Annotated in this window: 13 protein-coding genes and 1 pseudogene; 10 read left to right on the top strand and 4 right to left on the bottom strand. The window is 73.6% G+C overall.

Annotated elements, in window-relative coordinates:
- On the bottom strand, nt 1–186 hold a 186-nt coding region (locus E1193_RS20030; RefSeq protein ID WP_207922770.1), incomplete at its 3' end, for a beta-galactosidase.
- 155 nt (nt 187–341) lie between these two features.
- Here E1193_RS20030 and E1193_RS20025 point away from each other — a divergent pair.
- From E1193_RS20025 to E1193_RS19985, 9 genes are all read left to right on the top strand, one after another.
- Nucleotides 342–2,675 (top strand): TIM-barrel domain-containing protein, encoded by a 2,334-nt coding sequence (locus E1193_RS20025; RefSeq protein ID WP_132184724.1) that lies wholly within the window; start codon nt 342–344, stop codon nt 2,673–2,675.
- A 250-nt stretch (nt 2,676–2,925) separates the two neighbouring features.
- Nucleotides 2,926–4,146, top strand: coding sequence for an ROK family transcriptional regulator (locus tag E1193_RS20020; RefSeq protein ID WP_132184723.1), 1,221 nt, complete (start codon nt 2,926–2,928; stop codon nt 4,144–4,146).
- Between the two features lie 301 nt (nt 4,147–4,447).
- A complete protein-coding gene (locus E1193_RS20015) occupies nt 4,448–6,907 on the top strand; it encodes a glycoside hydrolase family 3 C-terminal domain-containing protein (RefSeq protein WP_132184722.1) in 2,460 nt (819 codons plus the stop codon).
- A complete protein-coding gene (locus E1193_RS20010; protein ID WP_132184721.1) occupies nt 6,904–7,965 on the top strand; it encodes a LacI family DNA-binding transcriptional regulator in 1,062 nt (353 codons plus the stop codon). Before E1193_RS20015 ends, E1193_RS20010 begins: the two co-directional genes overlap by 4 nt.
- 20 nt (nt 7,966–7,985) lie before the next feature.
- Entirely contained in the window at nt 7,986–10,202 is a 2,217-nt protein-coding gene (locus E1193_RS20005) for a glycoside hydrolase N-terminal domain-containing protein (RefSeq protein ID WP_132184720.1), read from the top strand.
- A gap of 131 nt (nt 10,203–10,333) precedes the next feature.
- Nucleotides 10,334–11,218: a DUF2268 domain-containing putative Zn-dependent protease gene (locus E1193_RS20000; protein ID WP_132184719.1), complete on the top strand. Its 885-nt coding sequence runs from the start codon at nt 10,334–10,336 to the stop codon at nt 11,216–11,218.
- Nucleotides 11,219–11,341: 123 nt separating this feature from the next.
- Entirely contained in the window at nt 11,342–12,481 is a 1,140-nt protein-coding gene (locus E1193_RS19995; RefSeq protein WP_132184718.1) for a hypothetical protein, read from the top strand.
- A 102-nt stretch (nt 12,482–12,583) separates the two neighbouring features.
- A complete protein-coding gene (locus tag E1193_RS19990; protein WP_132184717.1) occupies nt 12,584–13,162 on the top strand; it encodes a TetR/AcrR family transcriptional regulator in 579 nt (192 codons plus the stop codon).
- On the top strand, nt 13,159–14,364 hold the full coding sequence (locus tag E1193_RS19985; protein WP_132184716.1) for an FAD-dependent monooxygenase: 1,206 nt from the start codon (nt 13,159–13,161) through the stop codon (nt 14,362–14,364). The genes E1193_RS19990 and E1193_RS19985 overlap by 4 nt, the downstream gene beginning before the upstream one ends.
- 22 nt (nt 14,365–14,386) lie before the next feature.
- Here the strand turns inward: E1193_RS19985 and E1193_RS19980 are convergent, their stop codons facing one another.
- Nucleotides 14,387–16,495 (bottom strand): molybdopterin oxidoreductase family protein, encoded by a 2,109-nt coding sequence (locus E1193_RS19980; RefSeq protein WP_132184715.1) that lies wholly within the window; start codon nt 16,493–16,495, stop codon nt 14,387–14,389.
- A gap of 50 nt (nt 16,496–16,545) precedes the next feature.
- Entirely contained in the window at nt 16,546–18,027 is a 1,482-nt protein-coding gene (locus E1193_RS19975) for a peptide MFS transporter (RefSeq protein ID WP_132184714.1), read from the bottom strand.
- A 217-nt stretch (nt 18,028–18,244) separates the two neighbouring features.
- Between E1193_RS19975 and E1193_RS19970 the strand changes: the two are divergent.
- Nucleotides 18,245–18,574: pseudogene (locus tag E1193_RS19970) on the top strand (RNA polymerase-binding protein RbpA); the annotation flags it as partial.
- Nucleotides 18,575–18,581: 7 nt separating this feature from the next.
- Here the strand turns inward: E1193_RS19970 and E1193_RS19965 are convergent.
- Entirely contained in the window at nt 18,582–19,079 is a 498-nt protein-coding gene (locus E1193_RS19965; protein ID WP_243707793.1) for an FxsA family protein, read from the bottom strand.
- Nucleotides 19,080–19,081 lie beyond the last annotated feature (2 nt).

Raw genomic sequence — 19,081 nt, 5'->3', positions numbered from 1 at the left:
CCAGTCGAAGGCGTACCGGCCGGGGACCGGTTCGAGGCGTGACCAGGCGAACACGCCGACGGTGACGAGGTTGACCCGGGCCTGCCGCATCAGCGCGACGTCCTCGCGCCAGACCTGCGGCGACCACTGCTCCGGGTTGTAGTCCCCGCCGAAGCAGAGCCGGCCGTCGCCCCACATAACCCACATCCCATCACTTTGTTGGGTAGGCGTCCAAATTATGGACCGGGTTTGTCCATGTCAACGAGGAATGAGGAGGCGGACGGTGCGGGGCGTCATTGACAGTTTGTTGGGAAGCCAAAGAAACTGGCGGGAGCGCCGGGCCCGTACCCTGAGGAGACGCCATGCCCTACCGTCCACCCCTGGTCCCGTACGAGACCTTCGTGGCCGACCCGCCCGACCTGCCCGTGCGGGGCCCCGGTGAGGACGGGGCCGTCATCGTCGACCGGGCCACCGTCGCCGGAACTGACCCGCACGGCGTCACCCTCACCGCCGCCACCTCCGACGGCGGCACCCTCACCGCCCGCGTCGAGGCCGCCGGTGAAGGCGTGATCCGGGTACGCCTCGCCGAGGACCTCGACGCCCGCAGCCGCTCCGCACGGGCACTGCCGCTGGTCCACCCCGCCGCCCACCCCGCCGTGGTGGCCGTCGACGGGGGCGCCGTGACCGTCGACGCCGGGGCCGTCGTCGCCGAGATCACCCTCGATCCGTGGCGGGTGCGGTTCCGCGACGCCGACGGACGGCTCCTGGTCGAACAGGACCCGGGCACCAAGGACATCAGCGGTCGGCGACGCACCCTGCCGTTCGGACGCTCCACCGCCGACGGCACGCCCGTCGCCTGGCACGAGAGTTTTGTCGCACCCGGCGACGAACACTTCGTCGGCTTCGGTGAGAAGTTCACCCCACTGGACAAGCGCGGCCAGCGGGCACTGATGTGGAACTTCGACGCCTTCGGCGGCGAGTCCGACCGCTCGCACAAGAACGTGCCGTTCTACCTGTCCGACCGGGGCTACGGGGTGCTGGTCGACAGCGGGCTGCCGGTGGAGTTCGACGTCTGCCAGTCCACCCACAGCAGCGTGCAGATCCTCGTCCCGGACGACCTGCTGGACTACTACGTGCTGGCCGGGCCGACGCCGGCGCAGGTGCTCGACCGCTTCGACGCGCTGACCAGCCGGCCGTACCTGCCGCCGAAGTGGGCCTTCGGCGCCTGGATCTCCTCGGGATTCTTCCCGGACAGCCAGCAGCGGGTGCTGGAACGGGCGCGGCTGATCCGCGAGCGGGGCATTCCCTGCGACGTGCTGCACCTGGACTGTTATTGGCAGGTCGCCGGCCGCTGGTCTGAGCTGCGTTGGGACTCCGAGGCGTTCCCCGACCCGGCTGGCATGCTCAAGACCCTCGCCGACCAGGGCTTCCGGGTGTGCCTGTGGATGAACCCGTACCTGATGACCGACAGCCCGCTGTACGCCGAGGCGGCCGAGGCCGGCTACTTCCTGCGCCGCCCGGACGGCACGACGTACGTGGCCGACGTGTGGCACGGCAGCCACCCGGCGAGCGCCATCGTGGACCTGACGAACCCGGCGGCGGTGCGCTGGTTCCAGGGCCTGCTGCGGCCACTGCTGGAGCAGGGCGCGGCGGTGTTCAAGACCGACTTCGCCGAGGGGGTGCCCGTCGACGCGGTCGCCCACAACGGGATGACCGGGCTGGAACTGCACAACGTGTACGCGCTGATGTTCAACGACGTGGTCGCCGACGTGACCGAGGAGGTCACCGGGCACCGGACCGTGTGGGCGCGCTCGTCGTACCTTGGCGGGCAGCGGCACAGCGCGCAGTGGAGCGGCGACGTCAACGCCACCTGGCCGGCCCTGGCCAGCACCCTGCGTGGCGGGCTGTCGCACGGGCTGTCCGGGGTGCCGTTCTGGAGCCACGACACCGGCGGCTTCCACGGCACGCCGGAACCGGACCTGTACGTGCGGTGGACCCAGTTCGGGGCGTTGTCGCCGCTGGTCAGGCTGCACGGCACCACCAGCCGACTGCCGTGGGAGTTCCCCACCGAGGCCGAGCGGGAGGCGGTGGCGGCGTTGCGGCTGCGCTACCGGCTGCTGCCGTACCTGTGGTCGGCGGCGGTCGATTCGGCCCGCACCGGGGCGCCGATGATGCGGGCACTGCTGGTCGACACCCCCGAGGATCCGACGGCGTGGACCAGCGACCTGCAGTACCGACTCGGCACCGATCTGCTCGTCGCCCCGGTCCTCGATCCGTCCGGACGGCGCGACGTCTACCTGCCCGTCGGCGACGACTGGGTGGACGTGGCCACCGGCGAGCGGCACCCCGGCGGCCGGCACCTGCGGGTCACCGTGCCGATTCACCGGCTGCCGCTCTACGTCCGCCACGGCGCGCTGGTCCCGGTCGTCACGCCGGCCGACCGGATCTGGGACGGGCCGTTCCACGATGTCGACCTGGTCAGTTGGGGTGGTGTCGACGGCCGGACGGTGATCCGCGACACCGACGGCGACACGGTCGTCGAGGCGGAACGCGACGGGGACACCCTGCGGGTGCGCACCATCGGCCCGCTGGTGGTGCGAAGGGTGAGCGTGGTGGGCGCCGATGCCCCTCGCCAGCTGCTGCTCAACGGTCAGGTCGTGCCGGTGGCACCGTTCGAGGAGTGGTTCTCCCGCTGACCCCCGACGCGGGCGCCCGCCCCGGTGACCGTGGCGGGCGCAACCCCCGCGGGCACCGCCGCGGTTTGCCGGGCCCGGCCGCTCGGCTAGAATTATTTAGTTGGGAAACCAACCTAACAAATCTCATCGACGGTGATCCGTCCCACGAACAGCGGTGACCACACCGCGGCCGGCAGGCCGGGACACCGCGGTACGCGATGATGGACGCGCACCGGGATGGCGCAGCGTCAGCGCAGGGAGCGGACAGATCGTGATCGACATCCAGACCGAACCGCAGCCGAGCGACCTCGGCGACGTGCGGGTCACCAACCGGGCGGTCGTGCTACGGCACGTACGTCGGCACGCGCCCTGCTCGCGCGCCGACATCGCCGCGCACACCGGGCTGAACAAGGCCACCGTCTCCAGCCTGGTCACCGAGCTGATCGACCGCCGGCTGTTACGGGAGACCGGGCTGACCGAGAACCGGGTCGGCCGGCCGGCCACCATGCTCGTCCTCGACGGTGAGCCGTACGCCGCGCTGGGCATGGAGATCGGCGCCGACGAACTGATGGTGGTCGCGGTCGACCTGGGCGGCAACCGGCTGCTCACCTGGCGTCGCGCGTTCGCCGCCCCGTCAGCCGCCCCCGCCGACACCATCCGGGCGCTGGCCACCCTGGCCGGCCGGGCGATCAGCCGGATCACCGGGCAGGGACGCACCGTACTCGGCCTGACCGTGGGAGTGCCGGGCCTGGTCGACACCGCCGGCGCGGTGCCGCTGGCCGCCGCGCTGAACTGGCGCGACGTCCCGGTCGCCGCCGAGCTGCGCGCCGCGCTGCGCGACCCGGACTTCGCCGTCGCCGTCGACACCGACGCAAACCTCTCCGTCCTCGCCGAACAGCGGCACGGGGCGTACGCGGGGACTGCCGACCTGGTCCACCTCACCGGCGGCGTCACCGTCGGCGCCGGGGTGCTCACCGGCGGCCGGCTGCTCCGCGGCGCTCGGGGCTTCGCCGGCGAGATCGGGCACGTCCCGGTCGATCCGGGCGGCCCGGTCTGCGGGTGCGGGCGACGCGGGTGCCTGGCCGCGCTGATCGGACTGCCCGCGGTCGTCCGCCGGCTGCTACCCGACGCCGAGGCCGACGGGCCGATCATCGACTGGCTGCCGGAGATCGAGCGCGTGCGGGCGCTGGCCCGCCAGGAGGATCCGGACGTCCTGGCCGGGCTGGCGGAGATCGGCCGACACCTCGGCCATGGGGTGTCCATCCTGGCCAATGTGCTCAACCCACAGGCGGTGACGGTGGGCGGGCACTTCGCCGTCCTCGCGCCCTGGCTGCTCCCGGCTGCCCGGGCGGAGCTCGCCGCCCGCACCCTCGCGCCGGAAGCCGGCGGCTGCCGCCTCGACGCCAGCCGCCTCGGCGCGACAGCCACCGCCCTCGGCGGGGCCACCGTCGCCCTGGCCACCGTCGAGTCGGGACGGCTGCCCGTGCGCTGATCCGCTCGTCTTCCGGGCGGTGCGGGGTGACTGCGCCGCCCGGAAGGTCGACGAAGATCGGTTGGGTGGGCACCGACTCTTGACCTGGCCGGGGCGGTGGTGCCAACCTCGAACGGCCGCCCCGTCGCTCGGGCACACGGGGCGGCAGATTTGCCGCAGTCGTCGAAGCGCTTCACCGCTCCCCGGGTCGGCGACCGCCACCACCCCCACCGCACTGCCGCGCGCGCTCCCACGATGATCGTCGAAGCGCTTCGACGATCATCCGACGCGACGCCGCGCGAGCCATGGAAGGTACGCGACCATGACCGACAGCCCCGTCCCGTCCACCCGAGCCCGCATCGACGACCTGCTGGCCCGGCTCACCCTGCCAGAGAAGGTCGGCCTGCTACACCAGTGGCAGGCGCCGGTGCCCCGCCTCGGCCTGCCCGGTTTCCGCACCGGCACCGAAGCGTTGCACGGGGTGGCCTGGCTCGGCCCGGCCACCGTCTTCCCGCAGGCCGTCGGCCTTGCCGCCAGTTGGAACCCCGACCTGGTACGAGCCATCGGCACAGCCGTCGGTGTCGAGGTACGCGCCAAGCACCACGCCGACCCGCAGCACGTCGGGCTGAACGTGTGGGCCCCCGTGGTCAACCCGCTGCGCGACCCCCGGTGGGGACGCAACGAGGAAGGCTGGTCCGAGGACCCGTGGCTGACCGGCAGGCTGGCCACCGCCTACGCGTGGGGCCTGCGCGGCGACCACCCCGACCGGTTGCGCACCGCGCCGACCGTCAAGCACTTCCTCGCCTACAACAACGAGACCGACCGGGCCACCACCTCCAGCGACCTGTCGCCCCGCGTGCTGCACGAGTACGAGTTGCCCGCGTACCGGGAACCCCTGGAGACCGGCGCCGCGGTCGCCGTGATGGCCTCGTACAACCTGGTCAACGGGGTGCCCGCGCACCTGAGCCCACTGATCGACGGTGAACTGCGCGGCTGGGCTCCCGACGAGATCATGGTGGTCGGCGACGCGGGCGCGGTGGGTAACATCGCCGGCCTGCAGGCCCACCTGCCCGACCACGTCGAGGGATTCGCCGCCGCGCTGCGCGCCGGCATCGACAACGTCACCGAGGACGACGCCGACCCCACACCCACCGTCGACCGGTTCACCGAGGCGCTGCACCGTGGCCTGATCACCGAGTCGGACGTGGACCGGGCGGTCCGGCGCATCCTCAGCGTCCGGATCCGCCTCGGCGACCTCGACCCGCCGCACGAGGACCCGTTCGCCGACGTCCCCCTCGACGTGATCGACTGCCCGGCGCACCGGGAACTGGCCCGGGAGGCCGCCCGGCAGTCGGTCGTCCTGCTGCGCAACGACGGGCTGCTGCCCCTGGACGCCGCGCCGGCGCCGCGGGTGGCGGTGCTCGGGCCGCTGGCCGACGCGGTGTACGAGGACTGGTACAGCGGCACCCTGCCGTACGCGGTCACCCTGCGCCAGGGGCTGGCCGAGCGGCTGCCGGTCGTCACCACCCACTGCGGGGCGGACCGGATCACGCTGCGGGTCGGCGACCGGTACGTCCACTGCCCGGACACCCCCGACGGGGGCCCGCTCACCCTCGGCACCCAGGCCACTGGTTTCGACGTGTTCGACTGGGGACGCGACATCCTGGCGCTGCGTGCGGTGTCCAACGGCCGGCACCTCGGTGTCACCGCCGAGAACGGCGCCCTCGCCAACGACCGGCCCGGACCGGGCGAATGGGTGGTGCGGGAGACCTTCCGGTTCCGGCCCGGCCCCGACGGCACCACCCTGCTGCACCACCTCGCCACCGACCGGTACGTCACCGTCGACGCCGAGGGCCGGCTGCGCGCCGACGCGCCGACCGCCGCCGCCGCGACCGGGTTCGCCGTCGAACTGATCGCCGACGGCGCCGCCGAGGCCGCCGCGCTGGCCGCCGCGGCGGACGTGGCGGTGGTGGCGCTGGGCAACCATCCGATGGTCAACGGGCGGGAGACCGAGGACCGGGTCGACCTGGCCCTGCCCCGCGCCCAGGAGGCGCTGCTGCGTGCCGTGCACGCCGCGAACCCGCGCACCGTGCTGGTGGTCACCAGCAGCTACCCGTACGCGGTCGGATGGGCGCAGGAGCACCTGCCGGCGGTGCTCTGGTCCGCGCACGGCGGGCAGGAACACGGCAACGCCCTGGCCGCGGTACTGCTCGGCGAGGCCGAGCCGGGCGGCCGGCTCACCCAGACCTGGTACGCCGACGCGGCGGAACTGCCCGACCTGCTCGACTACGACGTGATCGGCGCTGACACCACCTACCTGTACCACCGTGGGGATCCGCTGTACCCGTTCGGCCACGGGCTCAGCTACACCGGGTTCGACTACGATGATCTTCGATTGAGCGCGACGGCGGTGACCGCCGGAGAGCAGGTCGAGGTGCGCGTCGAGGTCACCAACACCGGCCCCCGCGCCGGCGAGGAGGTCGTGCAGCTCTACACCCGCCAGCGTCGTTCCCGGGTCAAGCAGCCCCTGCGTCAGCTGCGGGACTTCGCCCGGGTCAGCCTCGCCCCCGGTGAGCGACGCACGGTCACGCTGCGGCTGCGTACCGACGAGTTGCGCTGGTGGGACGAGAGCCGTGGCGGGTTCGTGGTGGAGGAGGCCACGCACACCCTGATGGTCGGCCGGTCCGCCCGCGACATCCGGCTGGTCGGCGCGCTGACCGTGCGGGGCGGGCACCGCGCCGACGGCCCACGGCCGGAAGCCGTCGCCGGACGGCGGTCGTGACCGCCACGGCGGGCCGCCCGTCGCCCGGTCAGGTCACCATCGCCGACGTCGCCCGGCACGCCGGCGTGGCAGCAAGCACCGTGTCGTACGTGCTCAGCGGCAAGCGGGCCATCTCCGCGCTGACCCGCAGCCGGGTGCTGGCGAGCGTCCAGCTGCTCGGGTACCACCCGAACGCGGGAGCCCGCGCGCTGGCCAGCCGGCGAGCGAACGTCATCGCCCTGGTGCTGCCGCTGCGCGCCGGGATGCAGGTGCCGGTGGTGATGCAGTTCGCCACCGCCGTGGTGACGACCGCCCGCAGCTACGACCACGACGTCCTGCTCGTCACCTCCGACGAGGGGCCGGCCGGACTGCACCGTATCGCCGCCAGCGCCCTGGTCGACGGGGTGCTGTTGATGGACGTGGAGCTGCACGACCCGCGGGTGCCGCTGCTGCGGAAACTGGCCCTGCCCAGTGTGCTGATCGGTGTCCCCGCCGACCCGGCCGGGCTGACCTGCGTGGACCTGGACTTCCACGGCGCCGGTGCGGAGTGCGTCGGGCACCTGGCCGGGCTGGGCCACCGTCGCATCGCCCTGCTCGGCGCGCCGGCAGCCGTCTACGAACGCGGCACCGGCTTCGCGCACCGCACCCGCGCCGGGGTGCGGGAGGCCGCCGACCGGCACGGCGTGCAGGTGGTGACGCTGCCCTGCGAGGACGGCGCGATCGACGTGCGGCGCACCTTGACCGACCTGCTGGAGCACCACCCGGACGTCTCCGGTCTGGTGGTGCAGAACGAGGCCGCGGTCGGGCCGGTGCTGGCGACCCTGCCGACGCTGGGCCGGCGGGTGCCCAGCGACGTCTCGGTGGTCGCCATCTGCCCGGACGAGTTCGCCGCGCGCAGCAGCCCCGCGCTGACCTGCGTGCCGGTGCCCGCCGAGGAGGTCGGGCGGCAGGCGGTGACCCTGCTGATGGGCAAGCTGCGGGACGAGGCGGGGCCCGAGGCGACGCTGTTGGCGCCCCGGCTGACCGTCCGCGACAGCACCGCCGCCGCCCCGGTCGTCGGTGTCGGCGGCGACCGGTGACCACGCGAAGGGACCTGTCGATGACGGACGACCTGCCTCCCCCAGCCCATCGCATCTGGGCGCCGACACCCGCCGCGAGCTGGGAAGACGCGTTCCTGTCCGGCAACGGCGAGTACGGGATCATGGTGTGTGGCGACCCGCACGCGGAACGGATCATCGTCAACCACCACCGGTTCGTGCTGCCCAACGGCACCCACGACGCCCGCCCGCCGGAGCTGGCCGCCCGGATGCCCCACATCCGGGAGCTGGTGCTGGCCGGCCGGCGCGCCGAGGCGGCCCGGCTGCTCACCGGCGGCCGCGCACTGGAGTGGACACAGTCGTTTCACCCCGGCTTCGCCCTGACCATCGACGCGGCACAGCCCGGTCCGGCGGTCGACTACCGGCGGTCGACCGAGTTCGACACCGGTCAGGTCGTCGTCGAGTGGGCGGGCGGGCGGCGGCGGTCGTTCGTCTCCCGCGCCGACGCGCTGGTCGTCACCGCGCTGGACCTGGGCGCCTGCACGGTCGGGGCCACCGGCGACCTACCCGGCCGCCCGGACGACGTGCGCTACGAATGCGTCGCGTACCGGCGAGGTGATCTGGTGTTCCTGCGGGTACGCGGCCACTACCCGCAGGCCGGCGGCGCGTACGGCTTCGAGGGGGTGACCCTGCTACGTGGCGACGTCGAGGTCCTCGGCGACCGGGTGGCGGTACACGGCCCGGCGCTGCTGACCACCGCGCTCGACCGGGTCGACAGCCCCCGGTGGCGCACCGGTGAGCTGGAGGAGCGGCTGGCCGCCGCCGACACCGACTACGACCGGCTGCTGGCCCGGCACCTGCCCCTGCACGCGGGGCCGTACCGGCGGGTCAGCCTGGATTTGGGCGTGCCGGCCGAGGACCGGGAGCTGCCGGTCGGTGAGCTGCTCGCCCGGCAACTCGCCGACCCCGACGTGCCGCAACCGGCCCTGCTGGAACGGCTCTTCCACGCCGGCCGGTACCTGCTGCTCAGCGCCAGCGGGGTGCTGCCGCCCCGGCTGACCGGGCTGTGGCTGGGGTCGTGGGACGCCGCCTGGGCGGGCGACTTCACCACCGACGCCAACCTCAACCTGCAACTGGCCGGCGCGAACATCGGCGCCCTGCCGGAGGTGACCGCCGCGCACGCCCGCCTGGTGGCCGGCCAGGTCGACGACTGGCGGCGCAACGCGCAGGCGATCTACGGTGCTCGTGGCCTGCTCGCGCCGAGCCGCACCGACGGCGAGCACGGGCACCTGTTCCACGTTCACCCTGACTGGCCGTTCGCCGCCTGGCTGGCCGGCGCGGACTGGCTGTTGCACCCGCTGTACGAACACCATCTGGTCACCGGGGAGCCGCTGGGCGAGGTGGCCGGCTGGCTGGCGGAGGCGGCGGACTTCTTCACCGACGTCGTCACCGAGGTCGACGGCGCGGTGGCGCTGGTGCCGTCGTACTCGGTGGAGACGGGGCCGCCCGACGCCGACGGGCAGCCCGCGCCGGTGACGGTCAACGCCACGATGGACCTCGCCGCAGCCCGGCACGCGCTGCGCGTCGCCGCCGAGGTGACGGGTTCGCACCGGTGGGACGAGCTGCGGGGCCGGCTGCCCGCGTACCGGGTCGACGAGCGCGGCGCGCTCGCCGAGTGGGCCTGGCCCGGCTACCGCCCCGACGACGACCACCGGCACGTCAGCCACCTGTACCCGGTGTGGCCGTTGGGTGAGATCAACCCCGACGGCACGCCGGAGCTGGCCACGGCCGCGCACCGGGCGCTGATGCTGCGGGGTGACGAGAATCTGTCCGCGCACGGCAGCCTGCACCGGGCCCTGGTCGCGGCCCGGCTGCACGATGGTGACCTGGTCGGGGTGAACCTGTGCAAGATCCTCGGTAACGACATGTTCTTCCAGTCGCTGATGAGCTCGCACAACCCCGGACTGGTCACCTACAACGCCGACGCGGCGCACGCGCTGCCGGCGGTGCTGGTCGAGACGCTGGTGCACGCCCCCCGGCCGGGACTGGTGCGGCTGTTGCCGGCCGTGCCGCCGGGCCTGACGCGCGGGACGCTGCGCGGGGTGACGCTGCCGGGGCGGCTCAGTGTCGAGGAGTTGTCCTGGGCGCCGGGCCTGGTCCGGGTACGGCTGGTGTCGGCGGTCCCGCAGACCGTCGAGGTGCGTACCCCGCACGGGGCCACGACCACGACGTTGGTCGCCGGCGCGCCGGTCGAGGTCACCCTGCGGGGCCGGGCGTGACCGGGCAACGTCTCGCGCCCGTGCTCCGGGTCGCCGACAGCGAGTCGGCACACCGCTGACGTGACCGCAGGCCGGGCGCGGCGCGCCGCTGGTTTGACCCTGACGCTACGTCAGTTTCTAGCATCGGGGCCATGTCGATCACTGTTCTTGACACCTACTCCGCCATGAGGCAGATCATGCTGGCTCCGGCTGCGGACCGCGTTGATCTGCTGCGTTCGATGTTGGAGCCCATCATGGGCATGTTCCGCTACCACCCCGGCGAGGTCGACCTGGTGGCCATGCACCTGGCAGCGTCCGGGTTCCCCATCGACCGCGACGAGGCGCGTTGCCTGGACGCGGTCGAAACCCTGGCGGCGGCCGGGGCCTGGGAGCGGATGCAACGCGCGTTGGACGACGCTCACGCCGTTCTGCTGGAGGCGACGCCCGGGCTGGAGGCCCCGGACATCACCGTGCTGCTTGTGCTCGGCGATCCGGGTGACGAGCACTTCATGGGCCCATGTCAGGGAACGACCGGGTTCGGCGGAATCTCCGGCCAGATCATGATCACGCTCTGGCCCTACCCCGAGAACGTGGAGCGGCTGGAGGCCACCGCCGTGCACGAACTCCACCACAACCTGCGGTTCGGCCCGGGCGGAATCGTGTGGGACCCGATGACCGTCACGGTCGGCGATCACATCGTCTCCGAGGGCCTGGCCGACGCCTTCGCCCGTCAGCTCCACGGCGACGAGCTCGGCCGCACCCGCATCGGCGTGCCACACCTGCACGACGACGAAGTCTTCGCCAAGGTGCTCACCGGGCTCGACGTGACCGGCATGCACAATTTCACCGCCTGGGTGCACGGCGACCCCAGCGCCGAGCGCTTCGGCCTCACCCCGGTGGGATTGCCGATGGGCGCCGGTTACGCCGCCGGCAACCGGCTGGTCGACACCTACCTGGCGGCGACCGGGCAGACGGCGGCGCAGGCCCTGTACGCCGACAGCTCGGAGATCATCGCCACCACGCTCCGCCGCGGGTAGCACTGCACGGATGGAGTAGACGATCCAGGAGCTCGCGACGAGGGCCGGCATGGCGCAGGTGGCGACGGCGGGGTGCGGTTCATGGCGTACGCGGGGGCGGACCCGCACTAGACTTCCGCCTCGATGGACGCCCAGCCCGCCCCCGCCGACACCCGACCGTGTGCCCACTGCGGCCGTGACGTGCCCCAACGCGCCGGCGCGGGCCGGCCGTTCCGCTACTGCCAGGACAACGACGGCGCCTGCCAGCGCGCGTCGCGCAACTCGCGGATGCGCCACCGCAACGCCCCCGGCCTGCCCGGTCAGGTCGCCCGCACCTGGGAGGCGGTGGACCGGCTCGACCAGATCGTCGAGACGTTGACCGAGGCCCTGCACGCCGAGCTGTCCCCGGTCGGGGTGGAGCGGCAGCTCGCCCAGTTGCGCGCCGAGACCGCCACGCAGGTCGCCCAGGCCCATGCCGAGCGCGACGACGCCCGCGCCGACGCCGAGACCGCCGCCGCCGAGGCGGCGCGCGCCCGGTCCGAGGCGCGCGCCGCGCTCGCCGACCGCGATGCCGCACTGGCCCGCGCCGCGCAGGCCGACGCCCGCGCCGCCGACGCCGCCCGCCGCGCCGAGACGGCCGAGGCGGGCCGGGAGGCCGCCCGCCACGACGCCGGCGCCGCCGAGGCGTTGCGAGTGCAGGCCGAACGGGACCGGGATGCCGCCCGCCACGAGGTGCGGACGCTTCGCGCCGAGCGGGACGCCGAGCGGCAGCGCGCCGCCGACCTGACCGCCGCCCGGGACGGCGCCCGCGCCGACCTGCAACGGGCCGTTGAGGCGACGGAGGCGGCGCGCCGCCGGGCCGACGAGGCGACGGCGCAGGCAGCGGCGGCACGGGCCGACGGCGAGCGGCACGCCGAGGCCGCCCGCCGAGCTGGCGCCAACGCGCAGGCGGCGCGACGGGAGGCCGACGTCGCGCGGGCCGCGGCGGACGAGTCCCGCCAGGAGGTCGAGCGGGCCCGCCAGGAATCGGCGGCGGTCTCGGCCCGGGCCCGCGAGGAGCTGGCGGCCGTGGCCGGGCAGCGTGACGCGGTTGCCGCAGAGCTCGCGACGGTCAGGCAGGCCGGCACCGCCGCCAGGGCCCGCCTGGCCGAGCTGGAGGTGCGCCTGCGCGCGGCGGAGGCCGACCGGGATGCCGCCGAGCGGCGGGCGGCGCAGCTGGCCGACCAGGTCAGCCACCTGGCCGCCGCGCTGGCCCGGTGGGGCACCCCCACCCAGGCCGGCTGAGCCGCCCGGCGGCGTCACTCCCCGTCGGGAAGGCCCGCACACCTTCCTTTTTGGTCAACTGCCCAGTACAGTCGCCTTGGGCATTCGACCAAGGAGGGTGGCGTGGTGACGGCGGCGCAGCGCGGGCAGGAGGTGCGGCAGCGCCTGCTGCGGGCAGCGGCAGAGTTGATCGTGGAGCGCGGCTGGACGGCGGTGACCACCCGTGTGCTGGCGCAACGGGCCGGCGTCGCGCCGGGACTGGTGCACTACCACTTCACCTCGGTCCAGGCGCTGCTCGTCGAGGCGGCCGTGGACGCGGCGCGGTCGCTGGCCGCGCAGACCGGCCCCGTACTGGCCGGCGCGCACACCGCGAGCGAGGTGTTGACCGCGCTGTGGGGCTCGCTCGACACCGTCAGCGGCACCGACCCGACATCGGTGTTGTTCGTCGAGGCATACCTGGCCGCGACCCGCGACGAGCGGCTTCGCCAGGCGCTCGGCGAGGCGATCGGGCTGTTCCGTGGGCAGCTCGCCGAGCGCCTGGCCGCCCACGCGGTGCCTGACCCCGAGGCCACCGCGGCCGTGCTCGCCGCCGCGATCGACGGCGTGCTACTGCACCGCGCGCTGGTGGCGGGTCCGTCCGGCGACGCTCTCGCCGCCGTGCTGCGCAGGCTGGTGACGCCAGGATCGGAGGACGCACGATGAAGGTGATCATTTGTGGGGCCGGAATAGCCGGGCTGGCCCTCGCGCAGCGGCTCGGCTCGTCGGGCACCGAGGTCACCGTGCTGGAGAAGGCGCCCGGCCCCCGCACCGGCGGCTACATGATGGACTTCTTCGGGCCCGGGTACGACGCCGCCGAGGCAATGGGACTGCTGCCGAGCATCCGCGCGCAGGGCTACCACGTCGAGGAGCTGGCGTACTGTGACGAGTTGGGACGCCGACGTGCCGGCCTGGGGTACGGGCAGTTCGCCAAGGCGGTGGGCGGGCGGTTGGTCAGCCTGATGCGCCCGGACCTGGAACGGGCGCTGCGCGAACACCTGCCGGCAGACGTCACCGTGCGTCACGCCAGCACGATCACGGCGGTGGACAACCGCGCCGACGGCGTGACGGTCACCCTGAACGACGGCAGCACCCTGCACGCGGACCTGCTCGTCGGCTGCGACGGCATCCACTCGACCGTGCGGGCCCAGGTCTTCGGCCCGGAGCACCACTTCCTGCGCCACCTCGGGTACCACACCGCGGCCTTCTCGTTCGACGACCCCGCGGCACACGCCGACATCGCCGGCCGGTTCTGCATGACCGACACGCCGCACCGCGCGATGGGCTTCTACGGGCTGCACGGCAGCCGCGTCGCGGTGTTCGCCGTGCAGCGCACCGACGATGCGGGCCTGCCGGTCGACGCCCGCGCCGCGTTGCGCCGCGAGTACGGGTCACTCGGTTGGATCGCGCCTGCGGCGCTGGCCGCCTGCCCACCCCCGCAGCAGGTGTACTACGACCAGGTGGCGCAGGCCGAGGTGCCGTCGTGGAGCCGGGGCCGGGTGGTGCTGCTGGGCGACGCGGCCCATGCGGTCTCCCTGCTGGCCGGGCAGGGCGCCTCGCTGGCCGTCGCCGGAGCGTACGTCCTCGGGGAGGAACTGGTCCGGTGCGACAGCGTCGAGACCGCCCTGGCCTCATACGAGCGGGCGCTACGCCCGGTGGTCCTCGACCGGCAGCGAACGGCACGCAGGAGCGCGCGCTGGTTCGTGCCGGCGACCCGGGGAGGGCTACGGCTGCGTCGGGCCGCACTCGTCCTGGCCCGGCTGCCGCTCACCGACCGGCTGGCGGCCGGCGCCGTGGTCGGCAGGCCCACCACCGTCATCGCCGAACTGCGGGCCGCCCGGCGCCCGGTGAGCCCCGGTCACGGGTAGGCCGACCGTGCCCGGCCCGCGGCTACCGTGGCAGGTCCGCGCCGTCGCCTCTGGAATCGCCGCCGCAGGCACCGGCCGAGGCGGCCTCGACCTCGACGCGGGTGTCGTGGAAGGTGGGGCCGCCGCCGAGGTCGGTGTCACGCACGGCGGTGACGGCGTTGACGGTGTTGCCGCCCGGGCTCAGTCGCGCCCAGTACGCCTTGTAGGTGAATGCCAGGCCGGGGCGGGTGGCGTCGTCGACGGCGACGGTGGCGAGGAAGGCGCCCCGGTCGTTGCGCACCCGGGCCCGGTCGCCGTCGGCCAAGCCTCGGGCGGCAGCGTCGACAGGGTGTAGGTGGATGCGCGGTGGGCCGGTGCGGTCGCGGTGCCAGGGCAGCGACGCGAAGGTGGAGTTCATGAAGTACCGGCCGGCCGGGGAGATCAGGGCGAGAGGAAAACGGCGGGCCAGTTCGGCGTCGCCGGCCTCGGCGGGCGGGGTGTAGCCCACCAGTGGGTCGACGCCGTGGGCGGCCAGCCGTGGGTCGTGCAGGCGGGCCCGCCCGTCGGGGGTGGGGAACCCGCCCGCGGCGTACGGTGCCGTGCCGACGTCGACGCCGGTGGCCCGGGCGTAGGTGTTTCGAACCAGGTCCTCGTAGCGCAGGCCGCTGCCGTGCAGCAGCTGCCGGGCCAGGTCCTCGTCGGTGTCGCGCAGTCGGGGATGGTCCAGGCCGAGGGCGGCGGCGATCCGCCGGAAGATCTCCGTGTTGGGCAGCGCCTGCCCCGGCGCGACGGTGGCGGGCAGGTTGAGGGTGGCGTAGTGGTGGCCGTAGGAGGTGTGCAGGTCGAGGTGTTCGGGCTGCATCGTGGCCGGCAGCACCACGTCGGCGTAGTCGCAGGTGTCGGTCCACCGCTGTTCCAGCACGACGGTGAACAGGTCGGCCCGGGTCAGCCCGCGACGTAGCCGGTTCTGGTCGGGGACGGTGGCGGCCGGGTTGGCGTCGAAGACCACCAGCGCGGTCACTGGCGGGTCGGCCGCGCCGGTGAGCGCGTCGGCCAGCCGGCTCATGTTGATCGACCGGGCCGGCGGGGTGGGCATGCCGGCTGGCCGGGCCACCCGGGCGGGGTCGATGCGGTGGTGTCCGGAGGCGCCCGCGAGGGCGCCGCCCCCCGGGTGCCGGAAGTCGCCGGTGACCAGCGGGATCGCCGCGATGGCCCGGACCGCCTGGCCGGCGCCGGCGTGCCGTTGCAGGCCGTAGCCGATACGGATGGCGGTGGGTCGGGTGGCGGCGATCCGCGCGCCGAGCCGGCGTACCAGGTCGGGGTCGAGGCCGCACTCGGCGGCGGCCCGGTCGACCGGCCACCGATCGAGGCGGGCCTCCAGCAGGTCCCAGCCGGTGGTGTGCGCGGCGAGCCATTCCCGGTCGGCGCCGCCGACGTCGCGGATGTGCCGCATCAGTCCGAGGGCGAGGGCGGCGTCGGTGCCGGGCAGCGGGGCGAGGTGCTCGTCGCTGCGGGCGGCGGTGTCGGTGCGCAGCGGGTCGATGGTCACCACATACGCCCCGCGCTGCTGCGCCTGGCGGACGAACGGCCAGTGGTGCAGGTTCGTCGACAACGGGTTCGCGCCCCACAACAGGATCAGCCTGGCGTCCACGATGGATTCCGGCTCGAAGCCGACAGACCCGCCGTAGAGCGAGCCGAGGGCGGCGCGGGCGGCGGCGGTGCAGATGGTGGTGTCCAGCCGGGACGCCCCGAGGTGCGCGAAGAGCCGGGGGCCCATCGTCCAGCCCTGCACGAAGCCCATGGTGCCGGCGAAGTAGTACGGCAGGATCGACTCGGGGCCGTGCCGGTCGGTGGCGGCCCGTAGCCCTGCCGCGACCCGCTCGATCGCCTCGTCCCACGAGGCGGGCCGGTACGCCACCGGCCCGGCCCCTCTCGGCCCGACCCGCAGCAGCGGTGTGGTGAGCCGGTCGGGGCCGTTGACCGCGTCGAGATATCGATTGACCTTCCCGCAGAGCGCCCCCCGGGTGAACGGGTGGTCGGGGTCGCCGCGCAGGGCCACGGCCCGACCGTCGGTGACGGTGAGCTGCCAGGTACAGGTGTCCGGGCAGTCCAGCGGGCAGGCGCCGGGGTGGACGCTGGTGGTGGGGGCCATGGCGGGGATGCTATCGCCCGCGGGCGGGCCGGGACCGTCGCGCCGACGGGTCAGTGCATGCCGGCCATCAACCGGGACACGTGCCGGCTGAACATGACCGCGCCGACGCCCAACGCCACCGACGCCAGTCCGAAGGTGAGGAAGTACGTCGGCGCCGGCCAGGTCTCCGCGAGCCGGGCTACCTGGCCACCGACGGCGTCGCCGACGGCGGTGGCGAGAAACCACAGGCCCATCATCTGGCTGGCGTACTTGACCGGGGCGAGTCTGGTGGTGGCGGACAGGCCCACCGGGCTCAGCGACAGCTCACCGGCGACCTGGATGGCGAACACGGCGACCAGCCACCACGGAGAGACCAGGTCCCCGCCGACGGCGGCCCGCGCGGCGGCGGCCATCAGGACGAACGACAGGCCGTTGAGGACCAGACCCACGGCGAACTTCACCGGGGTGGAGACGCGGTGACCCAGGCGCAGCCACAGCCAGGCGAACAACGGCGCCCCGACGATGATCAGGATGGGGTTGACCGACTGGAGCCAGGAGGCCGGGAAGGTGAACCCGAGCACGTCGCGGTCGGTGTTGTCGGCGGCGAAGATGTTCAGCACCGATCCGGCCTGGTCGTAGATCAGCCAGAACGAGGCGGCGAAGACGAACAGCCACAGGTACGCCTTCATCCGGCTGCGTTCGGTGCTGCTGATCTCCTGGTCGGTGAGGATCCGCGCGAAGTAACCGACGGTGATCACGATGATGGCGACGGTGAGGAGGTTGACGACGGAGTTGACGGTGAACAGCCCGGCCACGGCGAGCACGGTGAGCACCAGCAGCAGCGCCGCCACGCCGATGCCGGCGCGGGTCAGGGCGCGGCGCCGGTCCGCGCCGAGCAGCGGGTCGGCGGGGCGGGCTCCGGCGTCGCCGAGGTGGCGCCGGCCGATGACGTACTGTGCGACGCCGAAGGTCATGCCGATCGCGGCGGCTCCGAATCCCAGGTGCCAGTTGACTTTTTCGCCGAGGAACCCGCAGACCAACGGGGCGATGAACCCGCCCAGGTTGATTCCCATGTAGAAGATGGAGAACCCGGCGTCGCGGCGCGGGGAGTCCCGCTCGTACAGGTCGCCGACCATGGTCGAGATGTTGGGTTTGAGCAGCCCGGTGCCGAGCACGATCAGGGCCATGCCGGCGAAGACGCTCCAGCCGGTGGGCACGGCCATCACGTAGTGCCCCGCGGCGATGATCACACCACCCCACAGCACGCTGCGTCGCGCACCGATCAGCCGGTCGGCGACCCATCCGCCGGGCAGCGCCATCAGGTACACCAGCGCGTTGTAGGTGCCGTAGACGGCGTTGGCCGTCGACTCACGCATGCCGAGCCCGTCCTCGGCGACGGCCGCGGTCAGGTACAGCACGAGGATGGCCCGCATCCCGTAGAAGCTGAACCGCTCCCACATCTCGGTGAGGAACAGCGTCGACAGCGCCCGCGGATGACCGAAGAAGGTCTTCCCGCCGGGTGGCCGGGCGCCGGCCGGCGTGTCACTGGGCATCGTCACCTCCCGCACGCGTGCGGCGGTTAACATGCCCGGTGAGCGCCGAAACACGCATCCGATTCGACCCGGCCGGGACGACCCCGCCGGGCTCAGGTCATGGCCAGCTACCCTTGCAGGGGCCACCGGGCCGGATCAGCCACCCGGGCGGGGAATGCCCCGGTGGCGACGGGCCGTTACACCGAGAAGACCAGCACCGAACGAGGGGAAGTCGATCATGGGCGAGCGTATGCTGCGCGGAAGCCGTCTGGGCGCGGTCAGCTACGAATCCGACCGCAACACGGAGCTCGCGCCGCGTCAGACCCGCGAGTACCTGTGCGCCAAGGGCCACCAGTTCGAGGTGCCGTTCGCCGTCGACGCCGAGGTCCCCACGACCTGGGAGTGCAAGTTCGACGGCAGTGTCGCCCGACTGGTCGACGGCACCGAGCCGGAGCAGAAGAAGGCCAAGCCGCCGCGCACCCACTGGGACATGCTGCTGGAGCGCCGCTCGATCGCCGAGTTGGAGGACATCCTCGCCGAGCGACTGCAGGAGGTCCGCACCCGCCGTGTCCGACTCAGCTCTGCCGCGGCTCCACGACCTCACCCTCCACGACCTCACCCTCCACGACCTCACCCTCCACGGCCCGGCCAGCATCGACCACCGCCGGCCCGGCCGGCCCCGACGACGGTTGCGGGTCGCCCCGGCGCACCCGCACCGTCCGCGGCCCGAACAGGTCACCGGCAACCATCGACGACACCCGCCGCTCGGTGCCACGCCGCACCCCGGCACGGGCCAGCCCACGTACCGGCGGCACCAGCAGCAACACCCCCACCAGGCCACTGACCAAGCCCGGCGTGGCCAGCAGCAACGCCCCCAGCAGGCCCACCAGACCATCGATCACCCGCCGCCCCGGCGGCTGCCTCGACTGCACCGACTCCCGGAAGCCACGCCAGGCCCGCATCCCCTCGCGGCGCAGCAACACCAGCCCCAGCAGCGACGCCGCGAACACCAGCAGCACCGCCGACCCGAAACCGATCGCCCGCCCCACCCCCACGAACACGGCCAGTTCCAACA

The sequence above is a fragment of the Micromonospora sp. KC606 genome, from assembly GCF_004348675.1.
In the GTDB taxonomy this organism is placed as follows: Bacteria; Actinomycetota; Actinomycetes; order Mycobacteriales; family Micromonosporaceae; genus Micromonospora.
Note: the sequence above shows the minus strand (reverse complement) of the source record. Positions and strands in the feature narration are given on the sequence as shown.